The organism is Metabacillus halosaccharovorans, assembly GCF_002019635.1.
Classification (GTDB): Bacteria; Bacillota; Bacilli; order Bacillales; family Bacillaceae; genus Metabacillus; species Metabacillus halosaccharovorans.
Genome location: NZ_KV917372.1, coordinates 1,155,253 through 1,171,532 on the forward strand (window position 1 = coordinate 1,155,253; position 16,280 = coordinate 1,171,532).

At 34.1% G+C, this 16,280-nt stretch carries 19 protein-coding genes; 5 read left to right on the plus strand and 14 right to left on the minus strand.

The window, feature by feature from the left end:
- Positions 1-13: 13 nt before the first annotated feature.
- The 3 genes from BK577_RS19970 to BK577_RS19980 all read right to left on the minus strand — a co-directional run bounded on the left by BK577_RS19970 (position 14) and on the right by BK577_RS19980 (position 1,912).
- Positions 14-616: a cell wall hydrolase gene (locus BK577_RS19970; RefSeq protein ID WP_078434566.1), complete on the minus strand. Its 603-nt coding sequence runs from the start codon at positions 614-616 to the stop codon at positions 14-16.
- A 175-nt stretch (positions 617-791) separates the two neighbouring features.
- Positions 792-986, minus strand: coding sequence for a hypothetical protein (locus tag BK577_RS19975; protein WP_078434567.1), 195 nt, complete (start codon positions 984-986; stop codon positions 792-794).
- Positions 987-1,054: 68 nt separating this feature from the next.
- Positions 1,055-1,912 (minus strand): patatin-like phospholipase family protein, encoded by an 858-nt coding sequence (locus BK577_RS19980; RefSeq protein ID WP_078434568.1) that lies wholly within the window; start codon positions 1,910-1,912, stop codon positions 1,055-1,057.
- Positions 1,913-2,220: 308 nt separating this feature from the next.
- On the opposite strand from BK577_RS19980, the gene BK577_RS19985 reads away from it, so the two are divergent.
- On the plus strand, positions 2,221-2,409 hold the full coding sequence (locus BK577_RS19985) for a YkvS family protein (RefSeq protein ID WP_026559928.1): 189 nt from the start codon (positions 2,221-2,223) through the stop codon (positions 2,407-2,409).
- A gap of 38 nt (positions 2,410-2,447) precedes the next feature.
- On the opposite strand, the gene BK577_RS26145 is transcribed toward BK577_RS19985, so the two are convergent.
- Positions 2,448-2,624: a hypothetical protein gene (locus tag BK577_RS26145; protein WP_169908406.1), complete on the minus strand. Its 177-nt coding sequence runs from the start codon at positions 2,622-2,624 to the stop codon at positions 2,448-2,450.
- 227 nt (positions 2,625-2,851) lie between these two features.
- Here BK577_RS26145 and BK577_RS19990 point away from each other — a divergent pair, with 227 nt between their 5' ends.
- Positions 2,852-3,709, plus strand: coding sequence for a BC_2427 family protein (locus BK577_RS19990; protein WP_078434569.1), 858 nt, complete (start codon positions 2,852-2,854; stop codon positions 3,707-3,709).
- Between the two features lie 132 nt (positions 3,710-3,841).
- On the plus strand, positions 3,842-4,591 hold the full coding sequence (locus BK577_RS19995) for a CsxC family protein (RefSeq protein WP_078434570.1): 750 nt from the start codon (positions 3,842-3,844) through the stop codon (positions 4,589-4,591).
- Positions 4,592-4,709: 118 nt separating this feature from the next.
- Here BK577_RS19995 and queF read toward each other — a convergent pair whose 3' ends face one another.
- From queF to queC, 4 genes are read right to left on the minus strand one after another with little or no spacing between them, the layout of a single operon-like run.
- Positions 4,710-5,207, minus strand: a complete 498-nt coding sequence (gene queF, locus BK577_RS20000) for a preQ(1) synthase (protein ID WP_078434571.1) — start codon at positions 5,205-5,207, stop codon at positions 4,710-4,712.
- A gap of 24 nt (positions 5,208-5,231) precedes the next feature.
- Positions 5,232-5,960, minus strand: coding sequence for a 7-carboxy-7-deazaguanine synthase QueE (gene queE, locus BK577_RS20005; protein WP_078434572.1), 729 nt, complete (start codon positions 5,958-5,960; stop codon positions 5,232-5,234).
- Positions 5,957-6,400 carry a 6-carboxytetrahydropterin synthase QueD gene (queD, locus tag BK577_RS20010; protein ID WP_078434573.1) on the minus strand — a complete coding sequence of 148 codons (444 nt, stop codon included), beginning with the start codon at positions 6,398-6,400 and terminating at the stop codon, positions 5,957-5,959. Before queD ends, queE begins: the two co-directional genes overlap by 4 nt.
- On the minus strand, positions 6,397-7,059 hold the full coding sequence (queC, locus tag BK577_RS20015; protein WP_078434574.1) for a 7-cyano-7-deazaguanine synthase QueC: 663 nt from the start codon (positions 7,057-7,059) through the stop codon (positions 6,397-6,399). Before queC ends, queD begins: the two co-directional genes overlap by 4 nt.
- A gap of 313 nt (positions 7,060-7,372) precedes the next feature.
- On the opposite strand from queC, the gene BK577_RS20020 reads away from it, so the two are divergent.
- Positions 7,373-8,713: a DUF2254 domain-containing protein gene (locus BK577_RS20020; RefSeq protein WP_078434575.1), complete on the plus strand. Its 1,341-nt coding sequence runs from the start codon at positions 7,373-7,375 to the stop codon at positions 8,711-8,713.
- Positions 8,714-8,730: 17 nt separating this feature from the next.
- On the opposite strand, the gene BK577_RS26475 is transcribed toward BK577_RS20020, so the two are convergent.
- From BK577_RS26475 to BK577_RS20045, 6 genes are all read right to left on the minus strand, one after another.
- Entirely contained in the window at positions 8,731-8,856 is a 126-nt protein-coding gene (locus tag BK577_RS26475; RefSeq protein WP_226530086.1) for a DUF6254 family protein, read from the minus strand.
- 80 nt (positions 8,857-8,936) lie between these two features.
- On the minus strand, positions 8,937-9,437 hold the full coding sequence (locus BK577_RS20025; RefSeq protein ID WP_078434576.1) for a LiaI-LiaF-like domain-containing protein: 501 nt from the start codon (positions 9,435-9,437) through the stop codon (positions 8,937-8,939).
- A 110-nt stretch (positions 9,438-9,547) separates the two neighbouring features.
- The gene (locus tag BK577_RS20030; RefSeq protein WP_078434577.1) at positions 9,548-10,891 is read right to left on the minus strand and encodes a hemolysin family protein; all 1,344 of its coding nucleotides are present in this window, start codon (positions 10,889-10,891) and stop codon (positions 9,548-9,550) included.
- Positions 10,892-11,356: 465 nt separating this feature from the next.
- Positions 11,357-11,923 carry an HAD-IA family hydrolase gene (locus BK577_RS20035; RefSeq protein ID WP_078434578.1) on the minus strand — a complete coding sequence of 189 codons (567 nt, stop codon included), beginning with the start codon at positions 11,921-11,923 and terminating at the stop codon, positions 11,357-11,359.
- A 19-nt stretch (positions 11,924-11,942) separates the two neighbouring features.
- The gene (locus BK577_RS20040; RefSeq protein ID WP_078434579.1) at positions 11,943-12,677 is read right to left on the minus strand and encodes a metallophosphoesterase family protein; all 735 of its coding nucleotides are present in this window, start codon (positions 12,675-12,677) and stop codon (positions 11,943-11,945) included.
- Between the two features lie 123 nt (positions 12,678-12,800).
- On the minus strand, positions 12,801-13,829 hold the full coding sequence (locus BK577_RS20045; RefSeq protein WP_078434580.1) for a YkvI family membrane protein: 1,029 nt from the start codon (positions 13,827-13,829) through the stop codon (positions 12,801-12,803).
- 239 nt (positions 13,830-14,068) lie between these two features.
- Here BK577_RS20045 and BK577_RS20050 point away from each other — a divergent pair, with 239 nt between their 5' ends.
- Positions 14,069-16,183: an ATP-dependent Clp protease ATP-binding subunit gene (locus BK577_RS20050; protein ID WP_078434581.1), complete on the plus strand. Its 2,115-nt coding sequence runs from the start codon at positions 14,069-14,071 to the stop codon at positions 16,181-16,183.
- Positions 16,184-16,280 lie beyond the last annotated feature (97 nt).

Here is a 16,280-nt window from a genome sequence, read left to right on the forward strand (position 1 = left end):
TTTTATCCTTATATTATTTTGCAAAACGATGATTTCCAATTGTAATAGTTACTTCTCTTGAAGTAATCCAAGTGCTTTTCGCTGTTTTGGGATTATAAAAATAGAGAGAACCGTTCCCCATTCCACGAAATGCTAATGCTTCTTTCACAGCTTCTTTTGCAGAAGTATCTGCCGGTTGATTAATGGCTCCGTTTTGAACGGGAGTAAAAGCATAATAGCCTTGATCTTTTTGATATATAACACTTTTTATATCATTCGGAAATAATGAACTATCAACTCGATTTAATACAACAGACGCAACTGCAACTTTCCCTGCATAAGGCTCACCCTTTGCTTCAGCATGTACAAGCCTTGCTAATAAATCGATCTCAGCATTTGTTACATTCTGTGGTATAACTAATTTCTCACCTACTAATAATAAATGTGATGTTTTATTGTTTGTTGACATTATCGATTTAACAGGTACTCCATATTTTTTACCAATGTTCCAAAATGTATCACCTGTTTTTACTTGATGTGTTGTTGCAGCATTAGCTTTTGATTGTGGTGCAGTAATCGCTACAAGCGATAAAGCTAATGTTGAAACAGCAACAAGTTTTAAGACCATTTTTTTCATAGGTTTGTTACCTCCTAAAGATTCACAAATTAATATTTTGAATTCTTGTTGTCCTTGCCACATACACAAGCCTAACAGGATCACTCTACAATAGCACTCCTCAAAATCTGGTAGACTTACCATAAGTTAATAATAGGTTAACGGACAAAAAAAATAGAGCCTAGAAGAAGTGGTACTAACTTCTCGGCTCTTTTAAATAATGATAGACAACATGTCCACCTTGTTTCGCAATTCCGCGAAAATATTTAAAATCCTCACGCGCTACGAGAACATCACGAAATGGCAAGAATTGTTCTTTTGCAACATGATATTCGTGTAATTCTCCATCTTTTAATTTATTAAGAATGTCATTAATCGTTTGCTTGTCCATCATCTTTCCTCACTTTATAAGCATTCAATGCTTCATTATAGAAAAAGGGGTATTTATTTGCAAGGATCTTAATTAGATGTTTTTAACCAAGTTTCCAATCTCTTAAACTCCCTCTTGGCATCTTCCATTCCCATCATGTATAAATTTTCAAGTTTGGTTTGATTTCTCTCAATTCTGCCCACTTTCAATTTTGAGCTTGGCCTAATCACAAATATTTTACCTTCTTTTTCCTGTTCCTTAATATGTTCAAGTGTATCATTGTACATTTTATATCTAGCTAAGATGGCTTCAATTAATTTAGGGTATTGGCGATATGATTTATTCATTAACCACCTAATGTTTGATTTTTTCTTGAAGTAGGATTCTTCTCTTGTTAGCACAATTATATTACGTTTGTTACCATCTTCTTCCGCTTTTTTAATTGGAATAGAATCAGTGATCCCTCCATCCAATAATTGTTTTCCTTTATATTCAACAACAGGAGCGATAAAAGGTAATGAACTTGATGCACGGATTACGGTTAACATATCTTTTCCATAGTCCTTTTTATTAAAATAAACGGGTTGACCTGTTTGACAATCGGTTGCCGTTATGACAAATTCTTCTGTACCCTTATAAAAGGTATCATAGTCAAATGGAACAAGTAAGTTGGGAATTTCATCAAATATAAAATCCATGCCAAATAATTGACGATGCTTTATATAGTTTTGAAGAGAAATATATTTTGGATGTGTAACATAATCTATATTTACCTTACGATTTCTCCCTCGTTGTCTCGATAAATAAGAAGCCCCAAAGCATGCACCAGCTGATACACCAATAACATATGGAACGTACAAATCCTGTTCCATAAAAACCTCTAAAACACCAGCTGTATAAACCCCTCGCATCCCTCCGCCTTCTAATACTAAACCTGTGTCATCCATGTTGAACGCTCCTTCGCTTAAACTCTTTTTTAATATAACATAAATAACTTTTTTGATCAGTTATTGAGTTCTACTAATCATCGACTCTTTGCTTTTATGTGTGAGGTAAAAAGGCATTTGTCATATTTTTGAAAAGATAAGTAAAAACGCTTTACTTACGAAAAAAAATAGTGTTAAATAATTCTAATAGAGATTTTCTATTTATTCATTAGCGCCCTTGGCTCACGGCGTTAAGCGTATACAGATGATTAGAATTATAAAGAGATAAAAAATTTTAATCGTATAAGAATATGTAAAGGAGCGAGGCAATGAAAATCGCTAAAGTTGGCAGTATCATTGAATTTAAAGACGGTTTAACAGGTGTTGTTGAGAAAGTAAATGAAAATTCCGTAATTGTTGATCTCACGTATATGGAGAATTTCCATGATTTAGACCTTGATAGACGTACGGTTGTTAATCATAAAAACTATAAAATTATTAAAGATTCATTTTCTTAATAGAAAAGCGGCGAGAAGGATGATTGATCCTTCTCGTTTTATTTTTCACCTTTACTATCTGGAATTGGAGACAAAAAAGTTTGCCCGCATACTTTACACGCATAGTCACCAGCATATTCTCCCAAAAACCGCTGTTCAATCTGAAGATGTTTACACTCTCTGTTTCCCTTTTCCTCCCATTCCTTTCGCAATTTAGCAGCTTCATGGAACTCCATTATATACACCTCCAAAATAAATCCCTTTTTACATATTCCTATTTTATAGGTTTTTATTAGATGCTATGCTATCAATCAGAATGAAGAGAAAATTCACGATAAAAAACATTGCTGCAAAATGAATTTGGCCCATAATATTTGCAAGGAATAGATTACTTTATAAGGGGGGCAAATAAAAGATAGTTGCATACACAATATTAAGAAATAATTGTGTCAGGAGTGAAAAAATGCTTCAGTTTACAAATAATAAAACCAGCCCCTTCCCCCTTAAAAACCAAGCAAAAGTAGAGATGAATAATTCTACTAATAAATTGGGTGGCTCAACAAACTACATTAATGGAAAAAGTAATTCTCCCAAAATAAAAATGACAACTATTCCATTTTCCAGTTATATTCACATTGATTCTTTTCTTCACAATCCTATCTATGGAAATAAAATAAAACAGAATATACAACTATTTGAGGAAAAAAAAGATAATCAACACGTTGATCAACAGCAATTTACTACTACTACGTATTATCAGGATCAACCATTTTGCAAACTTGTCAGTTCCGATATCCGGTTAATGACTGATTTAAACAAAAAAGGGATAAAACAGAATCAGTTAATTGAGACTTTACCAAATAACTTTACACCGATTCACACTGGACAGTCCACCTCAACAGAAACTGTTATTGATTCTGAACTAGAGGATACTCAAGTTTATCCCCAAACACTACTACCAATTGTTCTTGGTGAGTACCAAACAGAAATAGTTATTCATACAACCATTCCGTTCAAAAAAGGGATTACAAACATTGTTGATGTTACCAAAGAAGTAGTAGTAACAAACTGTAAATTTCTACCCACGGATTATTCTCTTGATTCAAATAAAATGAAACGACATGTTTCAAAAGGAACATTATTTATTGAAGGCTTTATTGATGAATCAATAGAATTTATTCCAGCGTTAAATTCAGACCAAAAACCGCCAAGAGAATGGATTAAAAAGATCTGTTACCAAATTGATCAGGTGCTTATTATTGAGCTGCAACTTCTTTTGCTCCAGCAACAGGTTATTAATTCTAGTAGTTCGTCTAGTTAAAGCCAAAAACAGAACACCTAACAAAAAATTCCACTATTAAACTAGTAATATTCATCCAAGCATAAAAGAAGAATTTGTATATCCTATTGTATAAAGTTTAATTCTTTAAATAGTTAGTAGGAGGGAATTTTAATGGGTTTTTATCCTAAAAGTAATGGTAAATCAAAGTGTGTTGGTGCAAATAATAAGTGTGAAGTGAAGGCTCGTACAGAGACACAACTTCCTGTTTCAACAGGTCCAGCTGTTGTGAATCCAAACCTGGTTAGTCCGCTAATCAAGGTTCCTCTTGTTTTAGCTGAGCCTACTATCCAAGTCGTAGTAGAAGCGGATATTCCGCTTAATCCTCCAGCAGGCGAAATTAAACGAGTTTTAAAAGATGTATTTTTAACTCAATGCAAACTTGTACCTGTTGGACCTTTCACAGAAATTGGTGATACAGGATTCTTTACTTCTGCAGGAGCTAAATTATTTGTAGAAGGTTATATTCGTAAAAACATTGAATATGCAACAAAAGAATGTTACGGTTCAGTCCGTACAACTACAGCAAAGGTACCTTTCTCAGGTTTTGCTGATATTTCTGGGGAATTATTAAATGATCCAATCTTTGGTTTTGGAGAACAAAGAAGAGCTCAATTTATTGATCCTGTTGGTTTAGAATCACCTCGTTTAGATAAGTACTTCTTTGAAAATAGTGTACTTTACAATGAACAGCCATTCTGTGAGCTTATCGGAGCTGATTTCTTTGAATTAGACTTTTCTCCTCATAATTACAACGGACCTGCTAAGAGCTTTAGCACATTACGTGAAAAAATTGTTATGGACCTTACTTTAAAAGTCCTACAATTCCAACAAATTCCTCTTAATGGAGATGCTGATGAGTAATTTATTCCGATAAGGAATTGATTTTAATCAATAAACTTTTATAATATGACATTGTAATTTTACTAAATATAAAAAAGATAAGTTGAGTAATTCGTATACTCAACTTATCTTTTTTTGCTTATCTATTATCTACTGTTTCAGGATACAAATCATGATTCATTAAACGGTATTGTGCCATTTCCTCATATTTTGTTCCAGGCTTTCCATAGTTTGTGTATGGATCAATTGAAATGCCACCACGTGGAGTAAATTTCCCCAATACTTCTATATAGCGAGGATCCATTAGTTCAATTAGATCATTCATAATAATATTCATGCAATCTTCATGGAAATCTCCATGGTTTCTAAAGCTGAATAGATATAACTTTAGCGATTTACTTTCAACCATTTTTTTGTCAGGAATATAGCTAATATATATTGTGGCAAAATCGGGTTGATTTGTTATTGGACATAATGATGTAAATTCCGGGCAATTAAATTTAACAAAATAATCACGATTAGGATGCTTGTTATCGAATGATTCCAGAATATCAGGTGAATATTCAAATAAATATTTGACTCCTTGATTCCCTAATAATGTTACATCTTTTAATTCTTCGTTTTTTCTTCCTGCCATGATTTGGCCTCCTTACATTCTTGATTACACACCACGTTTGTTTCCCCATACTAACGTATGAAGCTGTGGTAAAACACGCACAGCATTTAAATCTGAATCTAATATCACTTGGTCAATGAGCCACTCATATTTTTTAAGTAAGTGTTGAACTAGATGCTCTGTATCAGAACCATGAACATCTTCATTTCCAACCTGCAGGTAAAATGGAATGTCTCGATAACGTTTATGAACATTCTTTGCATAAAAAAGATCTTGTTCGTTAAACACAACAACCTTTAAACTAATAGACTGAGAGGTTTCTTCTCTCGTTAACTTTTGAATAATGTGATCGAGTTTTTCAAAATCGGTCTTCATACCAGAGCTAGGCGGCTTAGGTGAAATAGTTAAATCATCAATTTGCTTTAACCACTCTTGGTAATGACTGCCTTGTGTCTCAATTGCAATCTGCTTTCCATTATCTTTTAGCAGGGTAACGAACTCTTGAAGGTTTCCTAGAAGAGCTGGATTTCCTCCTGAAATGGTGACATGTGAAAAGCGGTCTCCACCTAATTCAACTAACTCTGACCAAATCTCCTCTGCTGTCATTTGTCTTATATCATCTTTGGCTGATCCATCCCAAGTAAAGGCAGAATCACACCAGCTGCAAGAATAATCACATCCCGCAGTACGAACAAACATTGTTTTTTGACCAATAACCATTCCTTCACCTTGAATAGTTGGGCCGAATATTTCTAATACCGGTACTTTTTTCACACTTGTTCCTCCTTATTTTTCGGGCGGAACACAACATAGCTAGTCGGTGTTTCTCTTACGAAAACTTGAACACATTTAGGTTTATTTTCTTTTGTATTCAAGTCTTTTTGTATCACTTCATATATTGCTCTTGCCACACCTTCAGTTGTTGGAAAATAATTTGAATCTTTATCTGAAAAAAGATCTGTATGTTCATTTAATAGTGAGTGATCAAATCGGTTATGGATTAATTTTTTTAATGAAGCAAAATTCACTAAAAATCCAGACTCATCAAGCTCATCCCCAGCAATGGTAATGTTAACAAAATACGTATGGCCATGGACTTTTTGACATTTCCCTGCGTCCTCATGTGGTATATAGTGTGCTGCAGCAATATGCATATCTTTATTTAATTCAAATTGGAAGGGATGCTGAACTTGAGGATATATTTGTTGCATCATTGCTCCTTCACCTCACGATCAGACAAGTACTCATCAAGTCCTTTTTGACGTAATTCACATGCCGGGCATTCCCCACATCCCTCTGCAATGATGCCGTTATAGCATGTAAGTGTCTTATGGCGGACAAAATCGAGAACACCAAGCTCATCTGCCATTTGCCATGTCTCAGCTTTATTAATCCACATGAGTGGTGTATGGATGACAAACGAGCGATCTAAAGCTAGATTTAACGTCACATTACATGATTTCACAAATGCATCACGACAATCTGGATAGCCGCTAAAATCAGTCTCACAAACACCAGTTACAATATGTTTTGCCCCAATTTGATTTGCTAAAATAGTGGCAAACGATAAAAACAAAAGATTACGGCCAGGAACAAAAGTTGATGGAAGTTCTCCTTCCTTTTGTTCAATCTCAATATCCGATCTTGTTAATGCATTTGGAGCTAACTGATTTAATAAGGACATATCTAAAATATGATGTTGAATCCCCAATTCTTTCGCAATAGACTTGGCAACCTCTATTTCTAAGCTATGTCGTTGATTATAATTGAACGTTACAGCCACAACTTCCTTAAACTGCTTTAACGCCCAAAACAAACAAGTTGTGCTATCTTGTCCACCACTAAAAACAACAACCGCTTTTTCATTCTTCATCTAAACCGTTCCCTTCTACATGATCTTTCGTGTATAACAGTGAGTATTTAACATAAACTTTACATATTAGAAATTTTTAAAAAATATATTTACAAAATAAAAAAACACCTTCGAATTCATTTTCGAGGTGTTTGCTATAGTTCATCTATAATAAAACTTATATCTCAGGTAAAAGATATCATAGTTTTTTATAGAGGGTTTAGCTAGAACCTCTCCCGATTTTTCAAAATCGGATTTTTGTTAAATTTTCAACTAAGAAAATATATCACGAATATATTTTTTTTGCAATGAATTTATCTATGGAGGAGTTCGTATGTCACTGAAGCAAATCCTCATCCGTGTTCGAAGCAGTTTCTGGTACTTACCGACTGTATATAGTATCATTGCCTTTATTTTAGCAATTATCAGCATGGTTATTGATAGATTTATTCTGTTACATGATTTTACTACAATGATACCAAATGTCTTTTTATCAGATGTGAATCTTGCACAAACCATTCTTAGCTCTTTATCAACTTCACTATTAACTATGACCACTATAACGTTTTCATCAATTCTCGTCGTTTTAACTACTTATCTTTCTCAATTTTCACCCAGAACTCTACAAAATTTTATCACTGATCATCATACTCAGCGTGTACTGGGTATTTTTATAGGTGGATTTATTTATACAATCATTTTATTACTGCTCGTTAGAAATAATGAAGATCCTTCATTTTATATTGTTCCAACATTTGCTATCATTGTCTCCATTATTTGCTTAGGAATGTTCGTTTTTTTCATTCATCATGTCACAACATGGATTAAAGTAAGTAACTTAATTTTTCACATCACTCAAAAAACGATTCAATCGATTCATAAACAATTTGTTGATGAAGAAAACTATAAAGAATATCCACCTTGGGAAAATTGGGAGTTTGATGAAATTCAATCGCTTGAACCTTATTTAGTATATAGCAAACGCTCGGGCTATATTGAATATATTGAATTTAATAAATTAGTGACACACTCAACGAAAGATAATCTCATCATTAAAATAGAACAGGATTTAGGGAAATATGTTGATGAATATACCCCGCTGTTCTCGATTTGGCGGCTTAAGGATAAAAAACAAGCAGAAATATATTTATCATATATTACGATTTCAACTGATCAAGAGCCTTTCCAAGATGTTCATTTTGGTTTTCAAAAACTTGTTGAAATTGCCCTAAGAGCAATTTCACCTTCCATAAATGATCCATATACCGCAATAAACAGCATTAACCACTTGGCTAAAATTTTATCTTTACTGGGTAAAAAACATTTAGCAACACCATTTTATTATGATCAGCATCGTCAATTAAGAGTCATCTATGAAAGGCCTGGCTTTGATGACTATTTATATGAATGTTTTTATCAAATACGACATTACGCAAAAGAAGATGTTTCCGTTATGACCGCCATCTTAAAGGCATTGACATACATTGCACAAGAAAATTCTCCTTTTATTAAACAAGCTGTCTGGGATTTTTCATATTATATCGTTGAGGGTTTAAAAGAAACGAAATGGTTATCGAAGGATCAAGCCTACTTAAATAATCATCTAAAAGACATTGCCAAGGCTTGTCAAAAGTTTAACAAATCGGATGAATTGCTGTTGATAGAAAAAAGGTGAGAATCTCACCTTTTTTCTTAATGATCTTCTTTTTTACCTGCATCCTGTGCAAGCTGATCAAATGATTTTACTTTACCATGAGGATTTTGTGATTGCTTACGTACAGTCCACTGACGTTCTTTTTGGGACTTGGATTGTGTCATAATAACTCCCCCAGGTTACATTTTAGCCTCTATTATGAAGCTTTTTTATGATATCCTCAAAAGGGAAATTCAATTCTCACTTATAAATCTTTCGAGTGATGTCTCCCTCTGCCGAAAATTAGAAATAACCCGATAATAATTAAGATAGCTGGCCAAAAGGAAAGAATGTTAAAGGTAAAAAGATTTTGTATAAGAAAGACAACACCTAATCCAGATAATATAAAAATGGGGATAAGCAACCCCACCTCTTTTCCACCAAATAACCATAATTCAAATAAACCAAATGCAACGGCGAAAAGATAAAAAGGCCATGTAAAACCGGAAAATGACCAATTTGTCATCTCTTCAAACATAAAGAGCAAACTTAATACAAATAATATACCTCCAGGAACCAACAATCCCGCTTGCTGCTTTTTGCCTCCACTCAAAAAGAATCCTAAATGAAAACCTACTGAAACAAACAACAAAATAATTGGCCAGGAGACATTCCATAAATTACCTATTAGTCCAAATGATTGTAATGAAAAGAATAGTCCTAACCCAATTAAGCAGACACCATAAAAAACTTTACCGTTCTTCATAAGTTCCCTCCTCTCACTTTGTATAACTACTATCTCTATGTTACGTATAAATATGGGAAAAGTTTCAAAAATAGAAAAAAGAACCTACATGATGTAAGTTCTTTTCACCTTTATGATGTGGCTATTTTTTTATCGAGTAGACTTGTTGTCGAGACAACTTGTGGAACTGTTGTGATTTCAAGGGAACGAATGTGATGGTTTTCCATTTCATGAACTTTAAAAATATGGGAACCAAATTCGATAAAATCACCCTTCTTAATATCATATCGTTCTGTCAATACCCAGCCACCAATAGTATCAACGTCAGAATCATCGATTTCTACTCCTAATAATCCATTCACTTCGCTAACTAGAACTTTTCCATCAATAATATATCTGGAATCAGATATCTTCTGAATTAAAGGTACTTCATCCGCATCAAATTCATCACGAATTTCTCCTACGATTTCCTCCAAGATATCCTCAACAGTCACTAGACCAGCTGTGCCTCCATATTCATCAATTAAGATGGCCATATGAATTCGTTCTCTCTGCATTTTCAACAAAAGCTCATGAATTGGAATTGACTCTATCACCTGTATAATAGGTCGAACATATTTTTCAATTGAAAAGGCTTTTTGGTTTTCCACTTGTATAAGATCTGTAAAAATTTCTTTAATATTGACGATACCAACAATGTGGTCTTTATCTCCATCTACGATTGGGTATCTTGTATATTTCTCATCTTTGATAATTTCAAGCTGCTCATGAATATGTGCATCAATTGATAAAGATACAATTTCGGTACGCGGCACCATAATTTCTTTGGCAATTCGATTATCAAACTCAAAGATTTTATTAACATACTTAAATTCAGATTGATTAATCTCCCCACTTTCATAGCTTTCAGAAAGAATAATTCTTAATTCCTCTTCACTATGTGCCAGCTCATGCTCTGAAACAGGTTTAAATCCGAAAAGACCTGTAATAAATCGGGCTGATCCGTTTAATATCCAGATAAATGGGTACATTATAAAATAGAAAGCCATTAAAGGTTTTGCGAACCATAAACTAACAGCTTCAGCCTTTTGAATAGCAACTGTTTTAGGTGCCAACTCTCCGACAACTACGTGTAAAAACGTAATTGATGTAAAGGCGATTGCAAATGATAACACAGTAGCTACAGATGTAGGCAGTTCATATTGCTGAAACAAAGGTTTTAGCATATGTTCAATCGTTGGTTCTCCTAGCCACCCCAAACCTAAAGCTGTTATGGTTATCCCTAACTGACAGGCAGACAAATATTCGTCAAGATTACTAATGACTTTCTTTGCAGCGCCTGCCTTTTTGTTTCCTTCTGCAATTAATTGGTCAATACGAGAGCTCCTAATTCTAATAATTGCAAATTCAGAAGCAACGAAAAAACCCGTAAGAGCGATTAAAATTGCAACAAGCAACAAATTCACTATGTCCAAATAAGCTTCCTTTCTCCGTTTTCAACGGAAAAGGAGTCACCTCCTGAGAGTTAAATCATACATAAAATGTTTTATATTAATTCACATGATCATTATCTGCGTCCGCTTGGAGTACAATAAGGGATGCGATAATTATATTTATTTTTAACACTGCCCCATATTATCACCCCACAGTTTTAGTTAGAATTATCATAATATGAATGAAACTCTTCAGTCAAACATAACACTTTGCCGATTTCTTAAATAAATATGTGATAATTCGTTTAATAATACCTTTTCTAATGAAAAACCACTCAATATGACCCGAAATGAACATATTTACCACATTTCAAGAAATGTTGGATAGATTTTAAAAAAAAGCACTAATACCCAGTACTTAATAAAGCACCCTTTTCCTTTAACATTGAATCTTCTTTTAATCATATACTCAAACAAAAAACCCGCCAATTGGCGAGTAAGATAAGATTACAATAATTTCACAGTATTATCGAAGTCCCTATATGATTCTAAGTAAAAGTCCGCTCCTTGTGAATGATTTTGAAAAAGGCATGTCAATATTCCAATTTCCTTTGCAGGTAGTATATCCAACAATCGATCCCCTATTGCTATATCTAATTTATATTTCTCATGTAAATATCGATATGAAGCTGAATCAGGTTTTCGCGGAAAACCATCATCACCTGCTACAATTTCCTGAAAATAATCATTCCAATGATAGTAGTCTAAAATTAACTTTACTTCATCTCTCGGCTTATGTGTCATAATCACATTAACATCTGCTTTTATAAGAATGTTTTCAACATAAGGAAATGGCTTTTTCATTTTTGGAGAAAGAGATTTTTCTTTCTTTTTAAACGTATTAATCTGTTCTTCTGACAAATTAAAGTGATTTGCCGCATGACGAAAAGATACTTTAAGCTGTTTAAGAATGTCTTTTTTCTCTGCTCTCTCACGCAAAAGGTCATGCATAACAAGAGTAAATGCAGGATATGTATCAAATAAAGTTCCATCAAAATCCCATAAAATGTTCATTTTACTCACCTGTTATTACTTAATTTTTCATTCCACGGTATGTGCCGGTAGTTAATTCTTTTATATATGGTTCCAGATCCGGCATATTTACATCTTTCGCCAATTTTATTGCATATTGAATATCATACGGTACTCTGACAAATTGAATAGAAAAAGGAGCTTCATCTTTTGACTCGTATTCACCTTCTAAAATAACATATGCTGCAGAAGTATGGTCAAGAGGGTTGCCAACACTTCCCGTATTAAAAAGAGTTTTTCCGTTAAGATGCTGAATAAAAGCATTATGAACATCACCATAGCCCACAACATCAGGATTACCCATCGAGTGTCCTGTGTATTCTGTGTTTTCAAACATACTAAGACGCTTTTCTATCGAATCCCAAGGTTGTATACGAGTATATAAACTGAACGGTGAGGCATGGAATAATCGGATCGTTTTGCCACTCATATAAAAATCAATCGAAAAGGGTAAAGATTCCAAATAAAGATTCTGTTCGTCTGATAATTGCTTTTGATGCCATTTTAATGCCTCAAATTCAGTATCCTTGGTAATAAAATCATCCCAATTCCCCTTCAATACATGCTCACAGGTTTGTTTGATTTTTTCAATTGATCCAAAAGAGTCCGGACCTTTACCTACTAAATCTCCAAGACAAAAAATCCTTTTAATTCCTCTTCTTTCAATGTCCTCCAATACAGATATCAACGCCGGCATGTTTCCATGTATATCAGAAACTAAGGCAATTCGTTCCATATAATAATGCCTCCTTATCACGTCTATAGCAGCTTGTCCTTTTATTTTCCTGAAGTGGAATGCAACATTAACTGCACGACGACTTCAGTATATTGGTTTCTTTAGTGTAGCACAAACCTATGATTAATCCGGCACTTTTTTAACGATTAATAACACAAGCATTCCTAAGCAAATATATCCAAATATAGGATACAAAGATGAAATTAAATAACTATATCCGATCTTACTGATAAATGCCGCCAAACACAAGATCCCACATACAATAATCATTCTCGGTACATTTATAATTGAAACAATTTGTCTTTCAAGACCATACAGATTTCCAATAACTGATGTAAAGACCTCTCCATATATAACGGCTATGTATATATAGTAGACGGCATATATTGTTGATTTCATTACCTCTGCCATCGGTATATCAAATTCAACTACATTTGGTAATGTAGAGAGAGCAATATGACTGCTTACTAAAATAACTGTTAATAAAAACCCTCCCAACATGCCCCCTCTTTTTAATATTTTTTCATCATTTACTTCATTAGCTAAAGGGACAAGCACAGCTGAAGCCATCGTTAAGTTAAAGGCAGCATATGAAAAACTTGAAATAATCCATTTATATGAATCAGATGATTTGTTTGGTCTGAATTCAAATGATTCAATTGAAAATGCTTGTACAGCTAACAATAAACTAAAAACAACTAGCATTGGAACTACAATTAGATTAACACTAAAAAGACCCTTTACTCCGAAAGTCATGACTGCAATCGTCAACAATATAGTAATGATCACACCAAGTCGAACTGATAGGCCTAGCTGTTCTCTAAAAATAGCTCCTGCTCCTGATAACATGATGGAGGTTAAACCTAATAACACGATAAGCATAAATATATTTACAAATCTTCCAAATCTAACCCCAAATAAATAAATCATAACATCCTGGTACGAAGTAGCTCGTATTCTTTTTGATAAGATGAGCAGTTTTGTTCCAACAAACATAAAAAGTATTCCAGCTAACAGGATACCAGCAAGTCCAAATACGCCGTATTTTGTAAAAAATTCAACAATCTCTCTTCCTGTCGCAAAGCCAGCTCCCACAACAGTCCCTATATAAACAGCAGCAATTTGGAAAGGAGCAATCCACGATCTTCTCATCCAGCACACCTCACTATAGTTAACAGGCTTGTATCATTATATGAAAGAAAAACAGGAAGATTCTAGTTCCTTTTGAATACCATTTAGAAAAAATTTCTTGAATCAAAATAGTTGAATGTCAAATTTGGTCAAAGTATACTATAGTCAAACAAGGTCAAACAACTGATCATTTTTATCCCATTGGTCAAAGTTGGTCAAGACCTCCATCATCAAAACTATTTGAAAAAGGAGTTTTTAATATGCAATGCGAAAAATGCAAAACAAACAAAGCTACTATTCATTTAAATATTCAAATAAATAAACAACAAAAACAACTAACGTTATGCCATGAATGCTATTCATCGTATAAACAAGCAATTCCTATTGGTTCTGGAGGATTTTCTTCTATTCCTTTTGAGCAATTTTTTAAAGGGTTTCAGCCTGATCCAACTGAAATGGAACAACCACAAAACAAGCAAGTCGGCGGCGGCATCCTTGATCAATTAGGCCGTAACTTAACTTCTGCTGCACGTGCAGGTCTCATTGACCCTGTCATTGGGCGCGACGAGGAAGTAGACAGGATCATCGAGATTTTAAATCGACGCAATAAAAACAATCCTGTACTAATTGGTGAGCCAGGTGTCGGAAAAACAGCTGTTGTGGAAGGACTTGCCTTAAACATTGCTAATGGAACTGTACCTGCAAAGCTTGCTAACAAAGAGGTCTATTTATTAGATGTTGCATCACTTGTCGCAAGCACTGGTATTAGAGGGCAATTTGAAGAAAGAATGAAAAAGTTACTTGACGATTTACAAAATCGTAAAAATATCATTCTATTTATTGATGAAATTCATCAAGTAGTCGGTGCAGGATCTGCGGAAGGATCTATGGATGCGGGAAACATTTTAAAACCCGCTTTAGCAAGGGGGGAATTACAATTAGTTGGAGCTACTACCTTAAAGGAATATCGTCAAATTGAAAAAGATGCAGCCTTAGAAAGACGTTTTCAGCCCGTTATTGTTCATGAACCATCTCTTGAAAAAGCAATCGAGATCCTTAAAGGTATTCAAGGTAAATATGAGGACTTTCATCAAGTTAATTATTCGGAAGAAGCCATCCAAGCCTGCGTAAATCTCTCACACCGCTATATTCAGGATAGATATTTACCAGATAAAGCCATTGATTTACTTGATGAGGCCGGTTCAAAAAAGAACTTAATGCAAGTCACTCCTTCAGTTGCTGAAATAGAAAAACGATTAATTCAACTTAGAAAAGAAAAACAGGAAGCAACAAATACTGAAAACTATGAAGTTGCAGCAAAATTACGCGATGAAGAAAATAAATTAACAGAACAATTAAATCATAGTGAAGACAAATCCGACAAGCTTACGGTTACTATTGAAGATATTCAAACAATCGTCGAAAAGAAAACAGGTATTCCTGTAGGCCAACTTCAACAACATGAACAATCACAAATGAAGTTTTTAGAACAAAACCTTTCCAATAAAGTAATTGGTCAAGAAGATGCCGTTAAAAAGGTGGCAAAAGCTATTAGACGAAGCAGAGCTGGTCTTAAATCAAAAACCAGACCAATCGGCTCCTTCCTATTTGTTGGTCCTACAGGCGTTGGTAAAACTGAGCTCACAAAATCATTGGCAAAAGAATTATTCGGATCAGAAGATGCAATGATACGCCTGGATATGAGCGAGTATATGGAGAAACATGCAGTGTCTAAAATTATTGGTTCTCCTCCGGGTTATGTTGGTCATGATGAAGCAGGACAACTAACAGAAAAGGTTCGTCGCAACCCATATAGTATTATCTTGTTAGATGAAATAGAAAAAGCACATCCTGATGTTCAGCATATGTTCCTTCAAATATTAGAGGATGGCCGTCTAACAGATAGTCAGGGACGGACGGTAAGCTTCAAAGATACTGTTATTATTATGACAAGCAACGCCGGAGTTGCAGAAAAACGTGTGACTGTTGGCTTTGAAACTCAATCGAATACTGCTGTTGAAGAAAGCAAACTATTAGAATCATTAGGTTCATTCTTTAAGCCTGAATTTCTCAATCGATTTGATAACATTATTGAGTTTTCTTCATTGGGAGAAGAAGATCTCTTAAAAATTGTTACGATAATGCTTGACGATTTGGCTGTAACTTTAGCAGAACAAGGTATTTCAATGACTGTTTCTGATAAAGCAAAAGAAAAGCTAACTGGACTTGGTTATCATCCGGCATTCGGAGCCCGTCCACTACGTAGGGTTATTCAAGAGCATGTAGAAGATAAAATTACAGACCTTTTATTGGAACAACAAAAAATCAATCAAATTATCGTTGATGTAGAAAAAGATAACATCATTATTAGATAAATTGTTTACTGAAGGATTGTCTTAACTGGCAATCCTTTTTGTTATTGTTTTTTCTTCGAATCTTCTCCTTTATCAACTAAAAAAAAGATCCATTTTA

Coding starts and splice junctions, on each gene's coding strand:
- BK577_RS19970 (WP_078434566.1), bottom strand. CDS start 616: ATGAAAAAAATGGTCTTAAAACTTGTTGCTGTTTCAACATTAGCTTTA.
- BK577_RS19975 (WP_078434567.1), bottom strand. CDS start 986: ATGGACAAGCAAACGATTAATGACATTCTTAATAAATTAAAAGATGGA.
- BK577_RS19980 (WP_078434568.1), bottom strand. CDS start 1,912: ATGGATGACACAGGTTTAGTATTAGAAGGCGGAGGGATGCGAGGGGTT.
- BK577_RS19985 (WP_026559928.1), top strand. CDS start 2,221: ATGAAAATCGCTAAAGTTGGCAGTATCATTGAATTTAAAGACGGTTTA.
- BK577_RS26145 (WP_169908406.1), bottom strand. CDS start 2,624: ATGGAGTTCCATGAAGCTGCTAAATTGCGAAAGGAATGGGAGGAAAAG.
- BK577_RS19990 (WP_078434569.1), top strand. CDS start 2,852: ATGCTTCAGTTTACAAATAATAAAACCAGCCCCTTCCCCCTTAAAAAC.
- BK577_RS19995 (WP_078434570.1), top strand. CDS start 3,842: ATGGGTTTTTATCCTAAAAGTAATGGTAAATCAAAGTGTGTTGGTGCA.
- queF (WP_078434571.1), bottom strand. CDS start 5,207: ATGGCAGGAAGAAAAAACGAAGAATTAAAAGATGTAACATTATTAGGG.
- queD (WP_078434573.1), bottom strand. CDS start 6,400: ATGATGCAACAAATATATCCTCAAGTTCAGCATCCCTTCCAATTTGAA.
- queC (WP_078434574.1), bottom strand. CDS start 7,059: ATGAAGAATGAAAAAGCGGTTGTTGTTTTTAGTGGTGGACAAGATAGC.
- BK577_RS20020 (WP_078434575.1), top strand. CDS start 7,373: ATGTCACTGAAGCAAATCCTCATCCGTGTTCGAAGCAGTTTCTGGTAC.
- BK577_RS26475 (WP_226530086.1), bottom strand. CDS start 8,856: ATGACACAATCCAAGTCCCAAAAAGAACGTCAGTGGACTGTACGTAAG.
- BK577_RS20025 (WP_078434576.1), bottom strand. CDS start 9,437: ATGAAGAACGGTAAAGTTTTTTATGGTGTCTGCTTAATTGGGTTAGGA.
- BK577_RS20035 (WP_078434578.1), bottom strand. CDS start 11,923: ATGAACATTTTATGGGATTTTGATGGAACTTTATTTGATACATATCCT.
- BK577_RS20040 (WP_078434579.1), bottom strand. CDS start 12,677: ATGGAACGAATTGCCTTAGTTTCTGATATACATGGAAACATGCCGGCG.
- BK577_RS20045 (WP_078434580.1), bottom strand. CDS start 13,829: ATGAGAAGATCGTGGATTGCTCCTTTCCAAATTGCTGCTGTTTATATA.
- BK577_RS20050 (WP_078434581.1), top strand. CDS start 14,069: ATGCAATGCGAAAAATGCAAAACAAACAAAGCTACTATTCATTTAAAT.